This window comes from Helicobacter pullorum NCTC 12824, assembly GCF_017979475.1.
Classification (GTDB): domain Bacteria; phylum Campylobacterota; class Campylobacteria; order Campylobacterales; family Helicobacteraceae; genus Helicobacter_D; species Helicobacter_D pullorum.
Window position 1 is genome coordinate 191,851 of the sequence record NZ_JAERIT010000002.1, and the last position, 23,581, is coordinate 215,431.

General features: G+C 34.1%; 19 protein-coding genes and 1 tRNA gene. 9 read left to right on the top strand and 11 right to left on the bottom strand.

What is annotated here, in order from left to right; genetic code table 11:
- Positions 1–367 precede the first annotated feature (367 nt).
- Positions 368–865 carry a c-type cytochrome gene (locus JJQ98_RS02360; RefSeq protein ID WP_151104711.1) on the top strand — a complete coding sequence of 166 codons (498 nt, stop codon included), beginning with the start codon at positions 368–370 and terminating at the stop codon, positions 863–865.
- A 38-nt stretch (positions 866–903) separates the two neighbouring features.
- On the opposite strand, the gene JJQ98_RS02365 is transcribed toward JJQ98_RS02360, so the two are convergent.
- The 9 genes from JJQ98_RS02365 to ileS all read right to left on the bottom strand — a co-directional run bounded on the left by JJQ98_RS02365 (position 904) and on the right by ileS (position 12,879).
- Complete coding sequence (locus JJQ98_RS02365; RefSeq protein ID WP_077247015.1) at positions 904–1,683, bottom strand: AAC(3) family N-acetyltransferase; 780 nt, start codon at positions 1,681–1,683, stop codon at positions 904–906.
- Positions 1,683–1,907 (bottom strand): acyl carrier protein, encoded by a 225-nt coding sequence (locus JJQ98_RS02370; RefSeq protein WP_065831291.1) that lies wholly within the window; start codon positions 1,905–1,907, stop codon positions 1,683–1,685. Before JJQ98_RS02370 ends, JJQ98_RS02365 begins: the two co-directional genes overlap by 1 nt.
- Before the next feature lie 27 nt (positions 1,908–1,934).
- Entirely contained in the window at positions 1,935–2,669 is a 735-nt protein-coding gene (locus JJQ98_RS02375; protein ID WP_151104712.1) for a GNAT family N-acetyltransferase, read from the bottom strand.
- A complete protein-coding gene (locus tag JJQ98_RS02380; protein WP_151104713.1) occupies positions 2,653–5,649 on the bottom strand; it encodes a DUF4910 domain-containing protein in 2,997 nt (998 codons plus the stop codon). The genes JJQ98_RS02375 and JJQ98_RS02380 overlap by 17 nt, the downstream gene beginning before the upstream one ends.
- A 9-nt stretch (positions 5,650–5,658) precedes the next feature.
- On the bottom strand, positions 5,659–7,254 hold the full coding sequence (locus tag JJQ98_RS02385; protein ID WP_151104714.1) for an ABC-F family ATP-binding cassette domain-containing protein: 1,596 nt from the start codon (positions 7,252–7,254) through the stop codon (positions 5,659–5,661).
- A 53-nt stretch (positions 7,255–7,307) separates the two neighbouring features.
- The gene (uvrB, locus tag JJQ98_RS02390) at positions 7,308–9,284 is read right to left on the bottom strand and encodes an excinuclease ABC subunit UvrB (RefSeq protein WP_065830369.1); all 1,977 of its coding nucleotides are present in this window, start codon (positions 9,282–9,284) and stop codon (positions 7,308–7,310) included.
- A 514-nt stretch (positions 9,285–9,798) separates the two neighbouring features.
- Positions 9,799–9,874: transfer RNA gene (locus JJQ98_RS02395), tRNA-Phe, on the bottom strand.
- 93 nt (positions 9,875–9,967) lie between these two features.
- Positions 9,968–10,096 (bottom strand): hypothetical protein, encoded by a 129-nt coding sequence (locus JJQ98_RS08880; RefSeq protein ID WP_278824237.1) that lies wholly within the window; start codon positions 10,094–10,096, stop codon positions 9,968–9,970.
- Complete coding sequence (gene ileS / locus JJQ98_RS02400; RefSeq protein WP_151104715.1) at positions 10,096–12,879, bottom strand: isoleucine--tRNA ligase; 2,784 nt, start codon at positions 12,877–12,879, stop codon at positions 10,096–10,098. The genes JJQ98_RS08880 and ileS overlap by 1 nt, the downstream gene beginning before the upstream one ends.
- Positions 12,880–13,002: 123 nt before the next feature.
- Between ileS and JJQ98_RS02405 the strand changes: the two genes are divergently transcribed.
- From JJQ98_RS02405 to JJQ98_RS02415, 3 genes are all read left to right on the top strand, one after another.
- A complete protein-coding gene (locus tag JJQ98_RS02405) occupies positions 13,003–14,943 on the top strand; it encodes a translocation/assembly module TamB domain-containing protein (RefSeq protein WP_151104716.1) in 1,941 nt (646 codons plus the stop codon).
- 96 nt (positions 14,944–15,039) lie between these two features.
- A complete protein-coding gene (locus tag JJQ98_RS02410) occupies positions 15,040–16,272 on the top strand; it encodes a malic enzyme-like NAD(P)-binding protein (protein WP_151104717.1) in 1,233 nt (410 codons plus the stop codon).
- Complete coding sequence (locus JJQ98_RS02415; protein ID WP_054194717.1) at positions 16,272–16,478, top strand: hypothetical protein; 207 nt, start codon at positions 16,272–16,274, stop codon at positions 16,476–16,478. The genes JJQ98_RS02410 and JJQ98_RS02415 overlap by 1 nt, the downstream gene beginning before the upstream one ends.
- Here the strand turns inward: JJQ98_RS02415 and dapF are convergent.
- On the bottom strand, positions 16,465–17,211 hold the full coding sequence (gene dapF / locus JJQ98_RS02420) for a diaminopimelate epimerase (protein ID WP_151104718.1): 747 nt from the start codon (positions 17,209–17,211) through the stop codon (positions 16,465–16,467). The genes JJQ98_RS02415 and dapF overlap by 14 nt on opposite strands.
- Positions 17,212–17,343: 132 nt before the next feature.
- Here dapF and gltX point away from each other — a divergent pair, with 132 nt between their 5' ends.
- From gltX to JJQ98_RS02445, 5 genes are all read left to right on the top strand, one after another.
- Positions 17,344–18,666 (top strand): glutamate--tRNA ligase, encoded by a 1,323-nt coding sequence (gene gltX, locus JJQ98_RS02425; protein ID WP_060660978.1) that lies wholly within the window; start codon positions 17,344–17,346, stop codon positions 18,664–18,666.
- Between the two features lies 1 nt (position 18,667).
- Entirely contained in the window at positions 18,668–18,961 is a 294-nt protein-coding gene (locus tag JJQ98_RS02430) for a YggT family protein (RefSeq protein WP_005020590.1), read from the top strand.
- An 8-nt stretch (positions 18,962–18,969) separates the two neighbouring features.
- Positions 18,970–20,583 carry a lytic transglycosylase domain-containing protein gene (locus JJQ98_RS02435; RefSeq protein WP_151104719.1) on the top strand — a complete coding sequence of 538 codons (1,614 nt, stop codon included), beginning with the start codon at positions 18,970–18,972 and terminating at the stop codon, positions 20,581–20,583.
- A gap of 196 nt (positions 20,584–20,779) precedes the next feature.
- Complete coding sequence (locus JJQ98_RS02440) at positions 20,780–22,132, top strand: NAD(P)/FAD-dependent oxidoreductase (protein WP_060660976.1); 1,353 nt, start codon at positions 20,780–20,782, stop codon at positions 22,130–22,132.
- Positions 22,133–22,144: 12 nt separating this feature from the next.
- Positions 22,145–22,306: a YgaP family membrane protein gene (locus JJQ98_RS02445; protein ID WP_005020580.1), complete on the top strand. Its 162-nt coding sequence runs from the start codon at positions 22,145–22,147 to the stop codon at positions 22,304–22,306.
- Here JJQ98_RS02445 and JJQ98_RS02450 read toward each other — a convergent pair.
- Complete coding sequence (locus JJQ98_RS02450) at positions 22,303–23,577, bottom strand: peptidase U32 family protein (RefSeq protein ID WP_005020578.1); 1,275 nt, start codon at positions 23,575–23,577, stop codon at positions 22,303–22,305. The genes JJQ98_RS02445 and JJQ98_RS02450 overlap by 4 nt on opposite strands.
- Positions 23,578–23,581 lie beyond the last annotated feature (4 nt).

The following is a 23,581-nucleotide window of genomic DNA, read 5'->3' on the forward strand; positions in this document are numbered from 1 at the left end:
TTTGATATTTAAAATCTCTACTCCATAGAAATTTTAAAAACCAAAAACCCAAGTGGGCGTCTATCATTGTGTAAGCCCTAAAAGCTAAAGATTCTAGCCACAAGTCTTTTATTAGGCGGCAGATTCTCGTCTCAACTTAAGAGACTGATAGCGAAAACACCATCACACAAAAAGAAACTATGCAACCAGCAATATTTTATATGTTGGACTACCAAAAAATAAAAACTCGCTCCACTCAGGCAACTAAAATTATAAAATATCCTAGCTAAAAATAGCTTTTAATTTAAAGAATTAACAATAAAATTAATATTTTTTTGGCAAAATACGCCTAATGATAAATATTTTAAAAATAATTAGGAGTAAATTTATGATAAAAAAAATGCTCATTTCCACAATTTTAAGCCTTAGTATTTTGAATGCTAATGAATGTGTCTGTTTTGAATTAAAGGGAGAATTTGGAGAGGAAATCAAAGCAATTTTGAAAAAATATTCCAAAAATCTAGGTTCTAAAGATATTCAAGTTGTTAGAGAAGATGCGGATTTAACAATTCAAGAAAGAAGTTTTTTAGAGAGCCTTATAGGCACAGGCGAGGTAGCCCCTTCTGCTAAACAAGCCAATTTAGAAAATGGTAAAAAACTCTATAATAGAGATTGTGCAAGCTGTCATGGAGAGAAAGGAGAAATCTCTGTGGCAAAAAAATCACCCATTAACACTTGGAGTGCGCAAAACATTGCTGATGAAATCAAAAGTTATCAAGATCAAAGTTTCCAAGGGCAATCTCGCTTTGTTAAAAACCAAATTGCCACTCGCTACACCAAAAAAGATATGGAAGATGTCGGAGCCTATGTTGAGAGCTTGAAGTAGAATATGGGGATTTTACATTTATATTTCCCCAATTAAACCTAAGTAGATAGAACAAAATATTTCTCATTATTAGAGATTTTATCGTTAATAGCCGCTTTGGCTTCTACTAAATCAATCACACCTATTTCCCCTCCCCCAAATGGCAATATTTTTAAACATTGACTTTCTTTAAGAAAATTAGCCAGTCTCATATAATCAATTTCACTTGAAACCTCCAAATCCCTAACAGAATAAACTACCTCATGGGAATATTTGCTTCCAAAATTACTAACAATTCCCCTAAAAATTTTTGGATAACGATAAGAAACACCCAATAAAGTTTCTAAATAATGAAAAAATGTATAGCCTTTATACCAATTCCCAAAAAGTACAATTTTTCCCCTGTGTTGTATTAATTTCTCATAAACACTATTTTTACCAAGTACTTCATTTGAAATATCAAGATAATCTCTAGCATTAGTCCCAAAAACAGCAAAAGAAAATATAGGACATTTTGTTCTCATTACTCCCTTTTTATGTCTAAAATGCTCACTTAAAATACCCATTGTAGAAAAAGATTCTTGTACATTGTAAATTTCATTCTTGCAGAAACTATAAGTAAAAGTTGGCATTAAAATTGTTCCTTTTAGACAGATATCTAAAAACAAATTAGAAATTCTCTCGCATAATTTATTTTTTTCTAACAAAGGTTTTCCTATCTTATACAATTCACTATGTATGCAAATATCATCATCTTTTTTAATCCCCAACTCTTTCATTGCTTTTATTAAATCCAAATCTCTTATTGTCTTACACTTGTATAAAAAAAGTTCTTCCACTACAAAACCCCTTTTGCATTCAAATAATCCATAATTGCTTGAATATTCTTAAATTTTTCTATTTCTATTTCTTCTCCAAAAATATCTATTTGATAGGACTCCTCTAGTGCTCCAATTAGCTCCATAAAAGAAAAAGAATCTAAATATCCATCAGCCATAAAATCTTCGCTCTCAAAATCTATTTCATTATTAATTTTTAATAGAATTTTCTTTATTTTTTCCATTTAATACTCCTTAAAAAAACATAAATATTATTCATAATTTGCAAAAATTTCATTATAGATTCCACTTTTGCAATAGCCCAATTTTTCATAAAAATAAATCGCCTTTACATTGTTAGAATCTACCCATAATTCACTTTTTCTAACTCTAACTACATTCAAATAATGCTGCATTAATTGTTTGCCCAATCCCATTTGTTTAAAATCCTTATCAATACAAATAAATTCTAAACGGGATAGGAGCCCTTGAATGGAAAATACCAAAACACCAACTATTTTATTTTTTATTTTTATTATCAAAACTTGTTTTTCAAAAATCATCCTTTCTAAATTTTTCCTATCTATTAACTTATCAAAAGTCTCATGAAAGCTTTGTAGTAATAAACTCATTACATTTTCCACCTCATCAATACAAGCATAAGTAATAGCATAGTCTTTAGAAATCCATTTAACTTCTCTATCCATTTTGATAAATTTTCTTTTTATAAACAAACCATTCTTTTCAAGCACTTTACAAAAAATATTTTTTTGTTCCCCACTATAAATAATATTTGTAGCAATTTTCTCGCCAGTGGGAATTACAATCTCATAAGGAAAAACCAAAAAATAATATAACCATTTAGTATTAAATCGGCTTTGCAAAAACGATATACCGCTTGTTGTCTCATAAAGAGGAATATGATTAAGATTTTTTATTGTCTCAAAATCAAAACAATTTGTAATAAAACTTTTCTCTCTTCTAAGCATTTTAACTTTCAACAACATTGCTTTTACCTACTTTTACCAATAATCCATTTTCTACAAATTTTCTAATCCACTCTTTCATATCCAACAAACAAAAACCACATTTATCCGCAATCTCTATTAAATCCAACTTCCCATCACAATACATAAGCAAATTCCTCATATCTTTCACCATACCAAAAGTTTCCTTAGTCGAGAGTTGCGGATAAAGCCCTCTTTTGCCAAGCTGCGGTTCGCACAAAATGGTATTTTTATATACACCATTAATCTCCAAAACCTCTAAAATCTCACGCACCATCACAAAGCCACCTTGCAAACCTTTGGGACTAATAAAAGACAAATCATCTAAAGAAGTGTGATATTGTGAATATTCCCCAAACTTACTTCGCATTAAAGTGCAAAAGGGCAAATCCACACCCGGCGCACAATACTGCCTCTCATCACTTCCCCTTTGCAAATAAGAATAGGCTTTATATCCCCTATACCTTGAATTTAAAATATGCTTAGCAGCCCTATCTGCGAGGTTATTTCCAGCCCTTGATTCAAGATAAGAATACGCCCCCTCATCTCCAATACAAGTAAGCACAAACCCAGCCACACATTTCTCCCTTAACTCCTCTAAATGCTGACTTAGATAATAAATCGCCCCTATGGTTTCAGGCACAAATAAGATTCTATAAGTGTAAAAATGTGGAATCTCACTTAAATATTTTGCCAAATAAGTTGCCACACAGATTCCAGAAAGCTCGTTGTTTGCCATTTGCGGATGACAAATATAAGTGCTTAGGACAATCTCCTTGTTACTCTCTCCCTTTATTACCACCTCTCCATAACTCATAAATCCGCTCTCAAGCTTTGAATCAATAACGACTTCAAACTTTTCTTTAGAATCTCCAAACTCTCTTTCTAGCTTTTCTCTTAGCTCCAAGCTCAAGCAAAATCCCCAATATTCTTTATAATAAGAAGTAATATAAGGAATAGCATTTTTCTGCTCTTTTAAACTATGCAAATGCGATTTCAACTCCTCAAAAGTGAGAGATTCCCTCACAGGCACAGAATACCCCACCAAATGCAAATTATTCTCCCCAAAATCACAGATTTTCTCTCCACTAGGCGTGATAATATAAGCCTCATTTACATTCCATTCTTTTGGAATCTCCCAGTCAAAAACTTGAGTATGGCTTGGAACTTCATAAACTTTTAAATTCCCTCCTAAAATGCTATTAATAATCCTAAGTGTCTCCCTATTCCCATTCCCACTTAAAGAGCGAGGAATCTTAAAAAGTCTTTGTGCAAGCTCATACATCAAAACGCCAAAATTCTTCTTATTTTCTATGAATTGAGATTCAACCCAAACCCTAATTTGCTCTCTATCAATCTTGCCATTGCTATTAAGAGGAAAAGATTCCAAAGCTAAAATCTGCATTGGTATCATATAATGTGGCAATCTTTGTTTGCATATTTTTAGAATCTCATCACTCTTGATACTTTTAGCCTCAATCACCCCCACAATACTTGTAATACCATCGTTTTTTATCACCACACTTACACTTTGTGTTTTGCTAACCTCCCTTAAAACATTATCAATTTCCAAAAGCTCCACGCGGAATCCTTGAATCTTTACCTGAAAATCCACACGCCCCAAAAAGCAATACACTTCTTCCCCATTAATTTCTTTTAAAATCCCTAAATCTCCGGTTTTATACCACCTTACCCCATTTTTGGTGATAAATTTCTGCTCTGTTTTTTCTCTATCATTCAAATAACCTTGTGCTATTTGATCCCCTCCTAGCCAAATTTCCCCTTTCTCCCCTTTTGTTACCTCATTTCCTGTCTCATCTCTTAAACTCACCAAAAGCCCATCAAATGGAATCCCTAAAGGCACAATCTTTTCTTGAAGTTCTGCCCCATAGCAATAAGACATAAAAGCAATTGTAGCCTCTGTGGGTCCATAGAGATTCTCCACCACACTATTTTTACACATCTCACTCCAAAGTTTAGCATTCTGTGTTGGAAATTCCTCCCCACAAAACAACGACAATCTCAAACTTGTTATTAAATTAGGTTTTAAAGCTTTAAATTTTATCAAATAAGCAATCAAAGAAGGCACAGCAAAAAACACACTTAGATTATTTTGTATAATAAATTTAATGGGATTAAAAAGGGATTGCTTGGGAATCACACACAAAGTCGCTCCACTCAAAAATGCACAAAAAATATCATGCATACTTAAATCAAAAGTAATATCAAAGAAGTTTGAAATTCTATCTTGTGGGCTGAAGCGATACTTTGCAAGCATTCTCTGTGTATAGGCAAAGAGATTATCACGACTAACCATAACGCCCTTTGGCTCACCTGTGCTACCTGAAGTAAAAAGCAAATAAGCAGTTTTGCTAGGAAAATTAGAAATGCTAGAAGAGCTACAATCACAACTTTGCTTAAAATCGCCCCCAAAAGCCGTACAAGATTGCAAGTTTGACTTCAAGCCAGATTCTATATGCGTTTCTAAGAGCCGCCATTTATTACAATCCAACTCTAAAATCTTTGGAATAACAATAAATTTATGCTTAGGGAATCTCTCCTCTAAATCCCCTAATTCCTCAACCACAATCACCAAAGATTCTAAAGATTCTGCAATCTCATCAAAAGAATCATAACATTCCCTTCCTAAAAACATTATCCCAGCACCGCTTCGTTTTATCATAGACAAAAGTCGTTGGCTTGGAAATTTTGGATTTAGCGGGACATAGGTTTGATAAACTAAAATACAAGCAAGAATAGAAGTATAAACTAAAGCACTCCGAGAAGCAAAAATAAGTATTTTATCAGAATTAACTGCTAAATGCCCCCTCCCCCCACGCACATCAAGAATCAAAGATGCGAGAATCTTAGATTGAAAACCTAATTCTTGATAAGTAATTTTTGCCCCCTCTACCTCTAGGGCGATATTATTTGCATTTTTTACAAAAGATTCTTCTAATGCCTTACACAATAAGTCCATAATATTCCTTTATTCTAAATTTTGTGAGGCAAGATATTCCTCATAGCTTCCACGAAAATCTACCACTTCATTATTTTCTTTAAACTCTATGATTCGATTTGCAAATGCATCGATTAATTCCCTATCATGACTTACACAAATCACATTCCCACTATATTTATAAAGTGCTTCCCCTAGTGCAATGATTGCTTCTAAATCTAAATGATTCGTTGGTTCATCAAGCACCAAAAAATTTCCACCCTCTAACATAAGCTTGCTTAGCATTATTCTGTGTTTTTCTCCACCACTTAGTGACCCCACACTTTTTTCTTGCTCCTCTCCACTAAAAAGCATTCTACCCAAAGCATTGCGTATTTCTGTTGTTTCTTTCTTTTTATCAAACCCACGCAAATATTCATAAAGGCTCTCTTCACCTTTGATGATTTCAGTTGTATTCTGAGGAAAATACCCCCTCTCAATTGTTGCACCCCATTTAATAGTGCCACTTTGAGGTTTTAGATTCTCACAAATTAGCTCACAAAATGTAGTTTTTCCAATCCCATTGCGTCCAATTAATGCGATTTTATCTCCGGGCAAAATATCCAAAGTCAAATCTTTTAAAACACACAAATCCCCATAGCTAAAATTTAATTTTATGATATTTAAAGCCTCATTGCCAATGGTTCGATTTACCCTAAACACAATGCTAGGATCTCTGCGACTTGAAACTTCTAGGGCTTGAATATCAAGCTTTTCAAGTTGCTTTTGGCGGCTTGTGGCTTGTTTTGCCTTAGAAGCATTAGCAGAAAATCTCGCAATAAAAGATTCTAATTCTTCTTTTTCTTTGAGTTTTTTATTGCGTTCGGCTTCTTGCTGTTTGGCAATCAAAGTTGAAGCAATATACCAATCATCATAATTCCCGCTAAATTCCCTCACACTTCTAAAATCTAAATCTAATATATGCGTGCAAACACTATTTAAAAAATGCCTATCATGCGAAATAACTACAAGCGTCCCTTCATGCCGCTTCAACTGCTCTTCAAGATAACTAATTGCACGCAAATCCAAATTGTTTGTCGGTTCATCTAAAAACAAAATATCCGGTTTAGGGAACAACACTTGAGCCAAAAGCACTTTAAACTTATCTCCCCCTGTAAGAGTACTCATCAATTCATCATGAATCGTAGCAGAAAACCCCAAATCCTCCAAAATCTTCTCAATTTGCACATCATATTCATAAGTAGGATCCTCTTCTGCACAAATTATCTCTAGCTCCCCTAGACGCTCATTAACCTCATCGCTAAAATCACCTGCTTCATAAAGTTTTTCTTTTTCTTTGATTGCATCATACAAGCGTTTATTTCCATAAAGCACACAATCTTTGATACTAAAATCCTCAAAAGCAAACTGATTTTGCCCCAAAACTCCAAGTCTTGCATTAGGATTAAAAGAAATATCCCCACTTGTAGGCTCAATCTCACCACTTAATATCTTTAAAAAAGTAGATTTTCCTGCGCCATTTGCCCCAATTAACCCATATCTTTTGCCCTTATCAAGCTTCAAATTGACATTTTCAAAAAGCTTTTTTGTTGCATATTGCATAGAAAGTCCAGTAATTTGAACCATAAAAATCCTTAAAAAATAGATTGCAAAATCATAATAAATTCTTTCTTAAACTCTTATAGACTCCGCATTTTTGCTATTTCATCTCTTAATCTTGCTGCTTCCTCAAAATCCAATCTTTTAGCAGCTTCATGCATTTTTTTGGTGAGTTCTTTTACTAGCTTTTCTCTCTCTATTTTTGGCATTTTTTCTTTCTTTTTAGCCTTTTCATAAAGCATTCCCAAATCTTGATTTTTTAGATTTTCATCAAGTTTTCTTGAAACACTTTGTGGCGTGATATTATGAGCTTTGTTAAAGGCTTCTTGTTTTGCCCTACGATAATCTGTAACTTCCATCGCCTTTTTAAGCGAAGGGGTAATTTTGTCTGCAAAGAGCAAAACCCTTCCATTGACATTTCTAGCAGCTCTTCCCATTGTTTGAATCAAACTCGTCTCACTACGCAAAAATCCCTCTTTGTCCGCGTCCAAAATCGCCACCAAAGAAACTTCGGGCAAATCAAGCCCTTCACGCAAAAGATTAATTCCCACCAAAATATCAAATTCCCCTACTCTAAGTCCTCTGATGATTTGATTACGCTCAATTGCATCAATTTCTGAATGCATATACCGCACTTTCAACCCCAAATCGCTATAATACCGCGTCAATTCCTCTGCCATTTTTTTAGTAAGTGCCGTTACTAGCACCTTCTCGCCCCTTGCAATGACTTTTTTAGCCTCATCATACAGCACTTCTACTTGATTTTCTACACTCAAAACTTCATAAATAGGGTCTAGCAAGCCCGTTGGTCGAATTAATTGCTCTGCAATATGATTCTTGCTTAACTCTAACTCTTTTTGTGCGGGTGTAGCAGAAACAAAAAGGAAATGTGGGGCTTTGTGGATAAATTCCTCATATTTCAAAGGGCGGTTATCCAATGCACTAGGCAAGCGGAATCCATACTCCACAAGCACTTCTTTGCGACTTCTATCGCCTGCATACATTCCGCCAAATTGTGGCAAACTCACATGCGATTCATCTACAATCAATAAATAAGGCTTGTTTTTTTGGGCAAAATAATCCAACAAAGAATAAGGTGTCTCACCGGGTTTTTTGCCTGTTAAATGCCTTGCATAATTTTCTATCCCCTTGCAAATTCCCGTTGATTCTATCATTTCCAAATCAAACTCTGTGCGAGATTTGAGCCTCTCATATTCCACCATTTTATTTTCTTTTTTAAAAAAATCCAGTCGTTCTGCAAGCTCTTTTTCAATACTTTTGATTGCTATCTTTAGCCTATCAGCCCCAACAATAAAAGGATTTGCAGCATATAATACAAAAGATTCTAAATTTCTTATAGGTTTTTTGTCAATGCTATCTAGGATTGTAATTTTCTCCAATTCATCACCAAAAAATTCCAATCTCACCACTTCATCTTCACTATAAGCTGGATAAATATCAACCACTTCTCCATTTACCCTAAAATCCCCTCTATCAAAGAATGAATCATTGCGTTTATAGCCCATTTCCACCAATCGCAAAAGCATAGATTTTTGATGATAACTCTCGCCTACTTCAAACTTTTCTATCATCTCCAAGTATTCTTTGGGATTCCCCAAACCATAGTTTGCAGACACTGATGCTACCACAATCGTATCATCATAAGCCAAAAGTGAAGTAGTCGCAGATAATCTCAATCTCTCCAACTCATCATTAATGCTAGAATCTTTTTCAATAAATAAATCTTGACGAGGGATATACGCTTCTGGCTGATAATAATCAAAGTGAGAAATAAAATATTCCACATGGTTTTTGGGGAAAAATCCTTTAAACTCACTAAAAAGCTGTGCGGCAAGAGTTTTATTGTGCGTCATAATCAAAGTTGGCATTTGCAACTCTTGAATAATATGTGCCATAGAAAAAGTTTTCCCACTACCTGTAACACCAATTAAGGTTTGGTATTGAGAACCATCTTTGATAAAGCCACTCAGCTTTTCTATGGCTTGTGGCTGGTCCCCTGCTGGTTTGTAAGATGAGTTTAAAACAAATTTTTGCATAGTTTAGATTCATTACCTTTTGTGGAGTTTAACCATAATTATAGCCAAAGTATTATCAATTTTCACATGCTAAAAAATTACTCTTTGGGGCTATAATGTGCAAAAATCTAATGATTTGTTAGGAAAGAAATTAAAAGAAGCAAAAAAGCGTCTTTTTCAAAAGCACTCGGTATTACAAAAAACAATCAAAAAAAAGAAATCAATAAAATTACAACAACCTCATCAATAAATATAGAGATAAAACATTTCATAGCTGATATTTACCTAAAAAGTGTGAGGGGAAATTAACTCTTAAACAACAAAATGAAGTGTTTTATTTTTCTCTTATCTATCACAAATTGCTTTTATGATAAAAAGTATAGGCAATTTTCACTGAGCAATTTTATATAGAATCTTTCTTGCATTTTTTGATTTTTAATTCCATTTGGTATTGTGTTAGATTCTAAAGCTTTGAGTAGCGATATTTAGGGATTTTTTGTATTATCATATTTGAAACATTATGTAGCATAAAAAGTGGTGGCTCGAGGCGGAATCGAACCACCGACACGGAGATTTTCAGTCTCCTGCTCTACCGACTGAGCTATCGAGCCATTTAAAAACGGAAGTAGAATTATATAGTTTTGTTATTTAATATTTTCTTAAATATCCCTACTTTCTTCTACTCCCCTGCAAGATAAAGCATTTTAGTGCTTTTTTGCTTGTTTTTTAAGAAACTTATACCCCATCCACATCAAAAACACGACGACAAAAATACTCACCCAAGTTTCATCGGCTCCAACAGGCTTAGAAAAATCAAAAAAATTCTCAAACACTATTGCCCCTCCAACACTTCTTTGCACCTTTTGCAAGGCTCATCCACTTCTTGCGAAATATATTGCCAACATCTAGGGCATTTAAAGCCTTGCGCTTTTAAAATCTTATATTCCATTCCCTCAAATACAAAACTAGCCAAAACTTCTCCTTTGACTTCACTTCTTATTTGACTTACCATAAGCCAAAGATTCAATTCTTCAAATTCTAACATTGCTTGTGGGACTGCCAAATCCACTTCCAAAGTTGATTTAATCACAGAATCCTTTTTAAGCCCATCAATTTGTTCTAAAAATACACTTCTCAAAGCAAGTAATTTCTCAAAGTCAAATTTAGGATTTTCAAAACTCGGCAATGGAGTATAAAGAATCTCAAAAACATCACCACACTTAGAAATGCCACAAGATTCTAATACCGCTTTGCTTTGAGTATGCTCCAATGCTTCATTGATAGTATAAGTAAAAATCGGCGCTAAAATACCAAAAAGTCTTCCTGTAATAAGTGCCATTACACTCTGACTTGCTTTGCGTTCTTTGGAAGTTAGGGCATTGCAATACAAATTATCCTTACAAATATCCAAATAAATGCCACTAAGCTCTACATTCAAAAAATAAGTTAATTCTTGAATCGCTTTAGAAAACTCATATTCCCCAAAAAGCCTATTGACTTCATTGAAGCATTCTCTTGCTTGCTTGAGTATCCACAAATCAATCTGATTAAAATTCTCTACTTGAAGTTCATCTAAACCATTGGTATTTGCCAATAAAAAGCGTATTGTATTGCGAATTTTACGATAATTCTCTCCCACTTGCTTTAAAATATTTTGGGAGATTCTTTGATCATTTTGGTAATCACTCATTGCCACCCAAAGCCTTAAAATCTCGCTTCCAAATTCCTTTAATACTTCTTTTGGGACAATCACATTTCCTTTGGATTTACTCATTTTCTCACCATTTTCATCCATTGTAAAACCATGAGTTAAAATGCTTTTATAAGGTGCCTTTTCATTCACAGCGCAGCTTACAAGCAAAGAGCTATGAAACCAACCCCTATGTTGATCGCTCCCCTCTAAATACATATCTGCAGGATAACTTCCACTACGATAATTCTCGCTTTTTAGCACCGCTTTCCAAGTGCTTCCACTATCAAACCAAACATCTAAAATATGATGAATCTTCTCAAAATGCTCCGAATCTTTTTGGTATTTTTGAGGCAATAAATCTTTAATTTCCTTGCTCCACCATACATCACAACCTTCTTTTTCAAAAATCTCGGCTACAAAATCCAAAATTTCCGAATCCAAAAGCACTTCTCCACTGCGTTTATCCCTAAAAAATGCAATAGGCACGCCCCAATCCCTTTGCCTTGAAATACACCAATCTGGACGATTTTCAATCATAGAGCGGATTCTATTTTTGCCATGTTCTGGAAAAAATCTTGTTTTATCAATCTCCTCTAATGCCACCTCACGCAAAGTTTTTCCTTCCTTGCTAAAAGGTTCATCCATGACAATAAACCATTGCTTAGTCGCACGGAAGATAATCGGCTTGTGAGAACGCCAACAATGTGGATAAGAATGTCTAATTTTGGTATGTAACAAAAGATTTTTACCCAAAAGCTCAAAGATTCTTGGGTGCGTTTCAAAAACAAATTTTCCAACAAACTCATCAGGATTAAAAAATAATTTTTCTTTTATCAAAGTCTCATCATAGCAACCATTATCATCAACAGGCATTAGCATTGGCAAATTATATTTTAAACCCACAAAATAATCATCTTCTCCATGTCCGGGTGCCGTATGCACACAGCCACTTCCATCACCCACTGCTACATGTTCTCCCAAAATAATCTTTGAATCTCTTCCATTTAGAGGATTAGTGGCAAATGTATTTTCCAAAATCGATGCTTTAAATACTTTTAAAATTTTATTTTCTACAACCCCCAAAGCTGCTAGCTTTTCTACCTCTGAAGCGAGGATTATTTTCCCATCACTTGTGAGTGCATAATCTTCATTTGGATTGAGTGCAATTCCACTATTTGCTGGCAAAGTCCATGGTGTAGTCGTCCAAATCACACAATAAGCTTGCTCTAGCCCAACCTCTCTTGCTCCAATTGCTTCTAAAGCACTATCTTGCAAAGCAAATGCCACAAAAACAGAATCGCTTTCTTTTTCTTCATATTCCACTTCTGCCTCTGCCAAAGCGGTTTGACAAGCCCAACTCCAATATACAGGCTTGCTGCGTTCTTTTAATAAACCTTTTTTAGCCACTTCACACAAAGCTTTATAAATCTCTGCTTCAAAAGCAAATTCCATTGTTTTATAAGGATTATCAAAATCCCCTATTACTCCGAGTTCCAAAAACTCATTCTTTTGAATCTCGACAAATTCTTGTGCATGTTTTCTACAAAGTTCGCGGATTTTTGTTTTGGGCAAAGAATCCTTTTTTTCTTTTCCGAGTTTTTTCTCCACTTGCTGTTCTATTGGCAACCCATGACAATCCCAACCGGGCGTATAAAAAACCTTTTTGCCTTGAAAATAGTGGAATTTAACAATGATATCTTTTAAAATTTTATTTAAAGCATGCCCAATATGCAAATGTCCATTTGCATAAGGTGGTCCATCATGCAAATTAAAACTCTCACTTGCATTTTTACGATTCTCCAAAATGCGATCATAGATTGCATTGTCTTTCCATTTTTGATAAGTCTTTGGTTCATTTTGCGGGAGATTACCCCTCATAGGAAAGGAAGTATTTGGCAATTCCAATGTTTCTTTATAGTCCATTATAATCCTTTTTGATTTTTGGATAACATACAATTTGTAAATTCTACTCTATTTTGCATTAAACAAGTATTATTTTACCTTTGTTAAAGTATTTTTAACCATACTTTCATTAAAATTTTTCACATGAAAAAACTATTTTCTTCCAAAATTTTTCTTAGTTTTTGTGCTGTTGCTATTATCATTTTAACTTTGCTGGGCTTTATTTTTTCTCCATTTGGAAATTATTTTTTAGCCAAAGCTCTTTTAGCAACTCTCCAAACGCATACACAAATGCAATGGAAAAGCAACTCTTTTAAGCTCACTCCTAGCCATTTCTCTTTAGAATTTAGTGCTAAAGATGGGAATTTAGAATTATTTGCACAAGGGGAATATTCGCTTTTTTTACGCACATTAAAGGGGGAATTTTTCGCACATTCAAAAGGCTTTGCAACACATTTCAATCAGCATACTCTATACTTCAAAGAAAATCAATGGATTGAAGGAAAATTTGCAGGAGACTTTGACAATTACATTCTCCAAGCCTCAAGTAATTTGATAGATTCTCAAAGCGATATAATGGCATATTTCCATTATCTCAACCTCCAACACCTTAAGCTTGACCTTAAAAACGGCTCTTTGGCTTATTTATTAGAAATGCTTGAAGAAAAACAATATGGAGATGGGATTATCAACCTCACAACCAATCTCTCCAAAAATGAAGAAAAGTTTGATGGCACTCTCAATATTAATATTGAAGGTGGAGAATTAAACCAAGAAGCCTTCTTATCAGATTTCAATCTTAGAATCCCTCAAACTAATTTTATGGGGGAACTCCAATCCTCTATTGCACAAAATACTTTCACCCATCAACTTAAAATTTACTCCACTCTAGGAGACATCACTCTTAATGGAACAACCAATATCCAATCTCTTGCAACCAATACCGATTTTAATATTGAACTTGCAAATCTCTCTCCCCTTTCGCCCTTTTTTAAACTCCCACTTAATGGTGCCTTTAGTGCAAAAGGAATCGCTAAGGGCGATTTTAAAAATATGCTTTTAGATGGGGAAATACAGCTTTCTAACTCTCCGCTAAATTACAACTTAAACCTACAAAACCTTAAACCCAAAACACTCAAAATTTCCTCTAAAAATCTCAAGGCGCATTCTCTCTTTTTGCTTTTCAATAAAAATCCCTATTTTGAAGGCAATATTGACTTAAATATGGATTTGAGAGATTTTTCTCATGGAATCTCAGGCATCATTACCCTAAAAAGCCAGAATCTATTCATCAATAGCCCTCTTTTAGAAGAAAAAATCCAAATAGGCTTCCCCTCTACTCATTTTATCTTTGATTCAAAAATCGAACTTGCCAATGGAAGCGGACTTTTGGATTACACACTTCAATCTAATCTCATTCTTCTTAAAACACAACAAGGACATTTTACACTTCATCCTTTTGATTTCAATTTTCCCACAGAATTTGAAGTTAGCAAACTCCAAAACCTTTCTTTTCAGAATAAAACCGCCCTCCAAGGCTCACTAAAATCTAGCGGAAACTACACAAAAGATTCTTTTGATTTAAAAGGAAATATTATTTATGAAAACTCAGAAAATCCCTTCTCCCTTCTACTTACACCTCAAAATTTTATCTTGCGAATCAATCAAATACCTTCTAGCCAAATTTACACGCTTTTTGATAAAATTCCACATTATTTTAATGGGATAGGAAATTTCAGCCTCAATAATGACTTTAATCTTCAAATTAGCAATATCAACTTTGATATTCACAAACTTACTTTCCAAGATTCACCACTTCTAAGAGAATTTCAATCCAAAACACAACAAAATATTGCAAAAGAAAATTTTAGTGGTTACATTTACAATACCATCCTCCAAGATAAAACCATACAAAGCAGGATTCAACTCCAAAGCAATGCACTCAAAATTCAATCCCAAAAAATTGTTACCAATCTAAACAATAAAAAATTAAAGGGAGATTTCACACTTACCAACCGCAAAGGTGAAAACAAATACACAATCTCTGGCGATATTTCCTCCCCACTCATTCATTCCACAAAATAAAATTTTATAACTTTATCTTTACTAAATTAAGTTTTCTTTTATTTTATTTTTGATTAAATCCTCTACAAATTTTACTCATTTAAGAAGGTCCAAGCTATGGAAGATTTAAAACAAACTTATCCTGATTCACTTCCTTATCACAAAGGTGGAAAACTCGAAGTTATACCCAGAACTCGCGTAGAAAATGAACATGATTTATCCCTTGCTTACTCACCCGGAGTTGCAGTGCCTTGCAAAGAAATTCAAAAAGATCCTAATATGGCTTATGAATACACTTCTAAAGGCAATCTTGTGGCAGTTATTTCAAATGGGACTGCTGTTTTAGGTTTGGGTGATATTGGTGCATTAGCCGGAAAACCTGTAATGGAAGGCAAGGCAGTTTTATTTAAAAAGTTTGCAAATATCAATGCTTTTGATATAGAAGTCAATGAAAAAGATCCAGATAAATTTGTAGAAATCATAAAAGCCATTGCGCCAACTTTTGGAGGGATTAACCTAGAAGATATTAAAGCGCCTGAATGTTTTTATATCGAAAAACAGCTCAAAGAATCTTTGGATATTCCAATTATGCACGATGACCAACATGGGACAGCTATTATTTCAGCTGCTGGAATCATCAATGGGGCTAAAATTACAAACAAAAAAATCAATGATTTAAAAGTAGTGGTCTTAGGTGCGGGTGGTGCGGCAATTGCTTGTGCGAAAATTGCCAAAAAGCTTGGCGTAAAAGAAATTATTATGTTTGATAGCAAAGGGGCAATTACCACCCACAGAAAAGATAATTTAAATGGCTTCAAAAAAGATTTTATTGTAGATAAAGAAATTAATAGCTTCAAAGAAGCCTTAGAAGGTGCAGATGTATTGCTTGGATTATCCAAAGGAAATATTTTAGAAGCTAAAGATATTGAAGGAATGAATAAGAATCCTATGATTTTTGTGATGAGTAATCCTATTCCAGAAATTAGCCCTGAAGTCATCAAAGAAGTTCGTCCTGATGCAATTATAGCAACTGGCAGAAGTGATTACCCAAACCAAATCAATAATGTCTTAGGATTTCCATATATTTTTAGAGGGGCATTAAAAGCTCGAGCAAAAGCAATTAATGAAGAAATGAAACTTGCTGCAGCAAATGCTTTAGCACAACTCGCTCAAGCAGAAATACCCAATGATTTAAAAGCAGAATTAGAAAAAATCCATAAAAGAAAATTTGAATTTGGCAAAGAATATATTATCCCTTCACCCTTTGATACAAGATTAAAAGATTTTATTTCCAATGCCGTAGCACAAGCAGCTATTGATAGTGGAGTAGCAAGGATAAAATCACTCTAATGGAAGATTTTGATTATAAACTTGTAATGTTTGGCTTTAGTGCATTGTGTGAGGATTTAGAGGAAGTCCAAAGACGACTTTCACTCTATCCCAAAGAAAGATATGAATTAGAAAATGGCGATGAATGTTTTTTGGTAAATCTCAAAACCAAAGAAATCTTTCCTATCACCCTAGAAAATGAAAAATTTGTCATTAAGGATAAATAAAATCACAAATTTTTCTCACTTTCCCTTTGAGATATAACTTGCCATTTTCCTCCCTTAGATACAAATCCTCTTTGCTTGCAGGATTAAAAAGACAAGGATTCTTGACTTTATTAGCTAATAACAAATAATAAAACATTGCTGCCATTCCTGTCCCACAAGCTAGAGTTTCATCTTCAACTCCTCGCTCAAAAGTTCTTGCCAACACTCTATCTTCTCTACAAGAAGCTATATTGATATTTGCATTATATTTATGCCTTAAAAATCTCAAATCTTCTTTATTCAACCCCATAATCTCTAAATCCTCACAAACCAAATGAGGCACGCCTGTATTTATTAACCACCAATTCTTACCAAATTCGCAAATATCCTTCTTTAAAACCTCTGCTTTACTCAATGCACTTTCAGCCCAATCCCCTTCTATCTCAACTCCAATCACCCCTGCCTTACTCAAAAATTTCTGACTATTCCCAGCCAAACCCAAATCTCTAGCATACATACCAGCCGCCCTACTTCCATTTCCGCACATTTCAGCTACACTGCCATCTGCATTATAAAATTCCCATTCAAAATCATATTCCCTATGAGGCTTCAAAACAATCAATCCATCTGCCCCAATACCTTCTTGACGATGACAAATTTGCTTTGCCAAGTCGCTATAAGAATCCTCATTGTATCTAAAAGTATGCATCAAAATAAAATCATTCCCACTTGCAGAATATTTACTAAAAAACATCTCAAAAAACCTCAATAATTATTTTTAACATTATAGCACCAATCTCATTATCCAAATTCTAAAATTATGAAAATTTTCAAGTTTCTTTATGGTAAAATTCCCATTTATTCTATTTTTATTTCAAGGTTCTATATGCTTAGATTCGCACCAAGCCCAACAGGAGATATGCACATAGGGAATCTACGTGCAGCTATTTTCAATTATATTTTATCCCTCCAAAGAAATGAAAAATTTCTTCTACGCATTGAAGATACTGATATTGCAAGAAACATTGAAGGCAAAGACAAAGATATTATGTTTTTACTTACTCTTTTTGGGATTAAATGGGATATGCTTGTTTATCAAAGTGAGAATTTCCCAAGACATCGCCAACTAGCTGATTATCTAATTTCTCAAAATAAAGCTTTTTACTGCTATTGCACCAAAGAATTTTTGGAGCAAAAAAGGGAAGAAGCCAAAAATGAACACAAAGCCTTTAGGTATGATGATTCGTGGGCAGAATTACAAAAAGATTCCAATCCAAAGCCCACAATTCGTTTAAAAGGCTCTAAAACTCCTATGGAATTTACTGACAAAATCAAAGGAAAAATAGAATTTGCCCCCAATGAATTAGATAGCTTTGTCATCTTAAAAGATGATGGAATCCCAACTTACAACTTCGCTTGTGCAGTTGATGATATGCTTTATGATATTGATTTTATTGTGCGTGGGGAAGACCATGTAAGCAACACGCCCAAGCAAATGTTGATTCACCAAGCCCTAAACTATCAAAAAAACATAGAGTTTGCTCATTTGCCCATTTTACTTAATGAAGAAGGCAAAAAAATGAGCAAACGCGATAATGCTTCTAGCGTCCAATGGCTACTTAATGAAGGTTATTTGCCACAAGCGATTGCAAATTATCTCATTTTAATGGGCAACAAAACCCCTTGTGAAGTCTTTACACTCAAAGATTCAATCCAGTGGTTTAAAATTGAAAATATTGCAAAAGCACCGGCTAAATTTGATATTAACAAACTCCGCTTCCTCAATCGAGAGCATTTCAAGCTACTTAACGAACAAGATTTAGCAGCACTTTTGGGCTATAAAGATTCTAGCATTGGTGCTTTAGCAAAACTCTATTTGCAAGAAGCAAGCACTCTCAATGAATTGCGAGATAAAATTGATAAAATTTTTGTCAAAAAATCCTTGCTCCTCAATGAAGTTACAATGGTAGATTTCCAAAAAGAATTAGAGATTCTACAAAACTCTCTTTTGGAGATACTTGCCACACAAGATTGCTCCCAAAAAAGCTATGAAGAATTCAAAAATCTCGCCATGAGTGCTTCAAATCTCAAAGGCAAATCTTTCTTCAAACCCCTAAGATTTCTCCTAACAGGTGCCGAGCATGGTCCAGAGTTAAGCGATTTATTCCCATTTCTACGATTTTATCTAAAAGATATTATAAGGAAATAATATGGTTATTAGCACATTCATTGAAGCCATTGCACATATTTTGAATATGGTTATTAACATTTATATTTGGGTAGTTATTATTGCAGCACTGATTTCTTGGGTGCGTCCAGACCCTTATAATCCGATAGTTCAAATCCTTTATAAACTAACAGAGCCCATTTATGCTAAGATTCGTCGTTTTATGCCAACAATTATCGGAGGAATTGATATTGCTCCAATAATTGTCATTTTGGCATTACAATTTATCAATCTATTTTTTGTTAAACTACTCTTTAGTTTTGCCCATAGCTTTTAGGATAAAAAATGAAACTTATTATTGCCTTACTCACTCTATTATTTTGCCTTGTCGCAAATGCAAAAGATATTACATTAGAATATTTAAAAAATCAACCCAAAGGAATTTCACGCGATTTTTATATTTGGCTTTTTTTACAGCAAAATATCACCCCAAAAGAGGCTACTCAAGCTTACAAACTCACCTCAAGAGAAAATGCAAAAATTTTTAGTTTATACTATAAAAAGGGAGATAATAAAACCCTATCGCGTAAAACTATCTGCCAACAAATGCCATTACCCAAACTCCTCAAACAAGATACACAATGTATTGCCTTTGGTCTAACACTCAAAGAATCTCAAACGCTTGATAAAAAAACTCTTTTAAACCTCTCTAAAAAACTTGAAAAACAAGATAAAATGTTATCAACTCACCTTAGAATCCTAGCCTCTAAAGATCCCTTTTTAAATCTCATAAAAACCGATTCCAAAACTTTTGCAAGTTTCTATTTCAATGTTTCACAAGAACTAAAACAAAAACTCAATGCCCCCATACCAAAAGCTACACTTATCCAATATATTTCACAAAATAACATTGCCTTTATGAGATTCTTGCGTCAAGTAATTATCAATCCCAATATGCAAAACCTAAATTATTCTTTAACTCAAATTTCACCCAAAGAGATTCTGCAATTTTTAGATGATGAAAGTGCTTTTTATTTGGGAATAAATGCTATCAAATACAACAATGCTCAAGATTCATTGCAATATTTTTTGCATTCTAGCCAAGTTGCAAAATACACTTTTGAAAAAAATCGCGGAATCTTTTGGGCTTATCTTGCCAGCAAAGATATCAATTATCTCCACAAACTATCCCAATCAAAATCTGCTGATATTTATACTCTAGCAAGTCTAGAAATCACAAACAACACTCCACAATTTGAGATACTCTATGATATAAAAACACCAACCACTCTTGCAAAATGGAATACAAAAAACCCTTTTGAATGGGAAATTATCAAAGATTCTTATCAAAAAAATCCATCTCAACCTATTCTCCAAAAAGTCTATCACTCTGATACAAAACCCCATTTTGTTTGGCTTAACAAACAAAAAGATAAAGAATACTTTCTCAAACCCTTTGCTGAAATTCTTAGCCCTTATTCCAATGACACAAAAGCTCTTTTATACGCATTAGGACGACAAGAAAGCCTATTTATTCCTACGGCTATTTCTACTTCCTATGCATTAGGGGTAATGCAGCTTATGCCCTTTAATGTAACAGCGCTTGCAAAAAAATTTAAAGAAGAAAACAAAATTAGCTACCCAGATATGTTTGATCCTGCAATCAATATCCCTTATGCGGAATATTTTACACGCCCACTTATCAAAGAATTTAAACACCCCTTGTTTGTTTCTTATGCTTACAATGGCGGTCCGGGATTTACTAGAAGATTACTTGCAAAAAATCAACTTTTTAAAAAATCAAATCCACTAGATCCTTGGTATAGTATGGAAATGATACCCTATGAAGAAACAAGAAAATATGGGAAAAAAGTCTTAGCAAACTACATTATCTACCAAAAAAGCTTTGGCAAAGACATAAAACTCTTAAATTCCCTCCAACAAACTTTACTCTACTAACACTCTAAAGTTCTTCTTTAGAGTGTTTATATTTTTCACAATTTCTATTCAAATTACCTTTGCTACTTCTCTATATCTTATCGCTTCAAACGCCATTTAGATTAAAAAATAATTTACTTTTTGTGACTTTATCACCTCTTTTCAAAAAGCTTATATATTATAATTATTCCATATCAATTTATTATGGAGTAAAATTATGCAAGACAAAAAAATAAGTCGTCGTGATTTGTTGAAAATAATGGGGGTAAGCGGAATAGCACTTGGAACATCAACTCTAATGCCAACAGCCGCTCAAGCTAAATCTACTTTAGCTCCAAATATTGCAATCATTGGTGCTGGGCTTGGAGGTATTTCACTTTCTGCAAAACTCATCAAAGACTTACCTAATGCCAAAATTACAATCTTTGATGCAGACCCCATTTTATACTATCAGCCCGGTTTTACACTCATTGCAGGTGGAATATACAATAAGCAAGATACTTTATACAAAAAAGAAGAATTGCTTGATAGCAAAGTAAAGTGGATTAAAGAAAACATTTCCCTTGTAAATCCCGATAACAAGACATTAACAACTACAAGCAATCAAATATACAACTATGATTATCTCATCATCGCCACTGGAACCACCTATGAATTTGAAAAAGTCAAAGGGCTTGATGAAAATATCATTAATGATAAAAATACAAATATTACAACCATATACACTGCAGATGGCGCACTAAAAGCTCAAGAAATGTTTAATAAAATTGAAAAAAGTGGCGGTAAAGTCCTCTTTGCAGAACCAAATACCGCTATCAAATGTGGTGGCGCAAATAAAAAAATTTATTTTTTATTAGAAGATAGATTAACCAAACAAGGCTTGAGAGATAAAGTTGAAATGCACCTTTATGCAGGTGGAAATTCTATGCTTTCTAGTCCTATACACGCAGCAATGATAGAGCAATTTTTTATAGGGCGAAATATGCCATATTCCAAACAACATAATTTAGTAGAAATTGACACAAATAACAATATTGCCACTTTTGAAAAAATGATGCCTTACACTGAAAATGGAATCTCCAAAATAGCAAAAGAGAGAATCCAAAAGCCTTTTGATTATTTATTTATGATTCCAAGAATGACAACTTCAAGTTTTATAAGCGATTCTGGACTTGCTATTACAAAAGGGGATGTTGCTGGACACTGGGTTGATGTAGATCAATACACATTACAACACAAAAAATATCCGCATATATTTGCCATCGGCGATTGTGCAGGAATCCCAAAAGGAAAAACGGGTGCTAGTATCCGCAAACAATACCCTGTAATTGCAGAGAATCTCATTGCACATCTCAACGGAGAACCTCTAAAGGCAAAGTTTGATGGTTACACCGCTTGCCCTTTATTAACAAGATATGGAAAAGCCGTTATGGTGGAGTTTGACTATAAAGGTGCAGCACCAAGCTTACCTTGCTTTGGAGCAACAAGAGAAAGTTGGTTAAATTGGTTTGTAAAAATTTATCTTATGAAACCAATGGTAATGAGTGGAATGATTCACGCAAGAGCTTAAAAAGGAGAAAAAATGAGCAACTTAGATAAAACTATTCGATTAATCATAGCAATGATACTTTATTTCATCTTTGGCTTTGTATGCCAAAGCTGGTGGTGGCTTATCTCACTACTTCCACTATTAAGTGCAGTCTATGGATATTGCCCACTTTATAAAATTTTCAAAAAAAGTTAAATTTTTTGACGCAGGAAGCTAAAAGGCGGGAGTGAGAGTGGAAGCACAATCCTATTTTCATTCCCGCTATGAATAGATTCTAATTCCTTGCCATTTTCAAGCAAAATTTTATCAAACCGCATAAACTTTTTATCTCCATTGGTATAAATCTCACCCAATTCGTTTTTACCTTCATTGATTTCTTTGTTATGCGAACTTACAATTTCTTTGGATTCTCCCACTCTAATAGTATGCCGACAAAGTGCAAACTTCCCATCTTCACTTACTTCAGCATTGACTTGATAACTTCCCTCGCTAATAGCTGTAAAATGATTTTGTGTATTGTTTTTTTCATAGGGACGATGTATCAAATATCCATCACTAAAGCCTCTATTTTTTAGCGTTTCAAGCTCTTTTTCATACTCTTGCAATCTAAAATCTCCCTTAAAATACCCATCAATTGCCCCCCTATAAGCTAAGGCAGTAATTCCGGCATAATAACTAGATTTTGTCCTTCCTTCAATTTTCAAAGAATCAATCACCCCGCTTTCCAATATCATTGGAAGATGCTCTATGAGTTTTAGATCTTTGGAATTAAAAATATGCGTCCCTATGCCTTCTTCTTCTACAAGTCTCATCATTACGCCATTATCGGGATTACGCACATAATATTCATAATCAAATCGACAATCATTTGCACAACTGCCTCGATTTGGGACACGCCCACTTTGCAAAGCAGAAATCAAACAGCGTCCAGAAAACGCAAAACACATACTCCCATGCACAAAAATCTCTAACTCTAAATCTGGCAAAGCTTTTTTAATTTCAATAGCATCCCTCAAGCTTAATTCTCTTGCAGCAACTATTCTTTTTACTCCCATTTCATAGAAAACTTTTGCATCTAATACATTCAAAACATTAGCTTGCGTGGATAAATGAATAGGAATTTGTGGAGCAATTTCTTGTGCCAGCTTCACAACCCCGGGTGCAGCGACAATAAACCCATCGGGATTTAATTCTGCCATTTTTTGAATATGCTTCTCTAAAAGCTTGATTTGCGAATTAAAAGGAAAACCATTGATGGTTACATAGATTTTCTTGCCTCTATTGTGTGTGTATTCTATCCCTTCTTTGAAACTCTCAAAATCAAACTCTTTACCAGAGCGATTCCGCAAGGAAAAATGGCTTACTCCACCATAAACTGCATCCGCCCCATATTCTAAAGCTATTTTTAATTTCCTAAGATTCCCTGCTGGTGAAAGAAGTTCTGGTTTCTTTAATTCCTTATTCATTAAA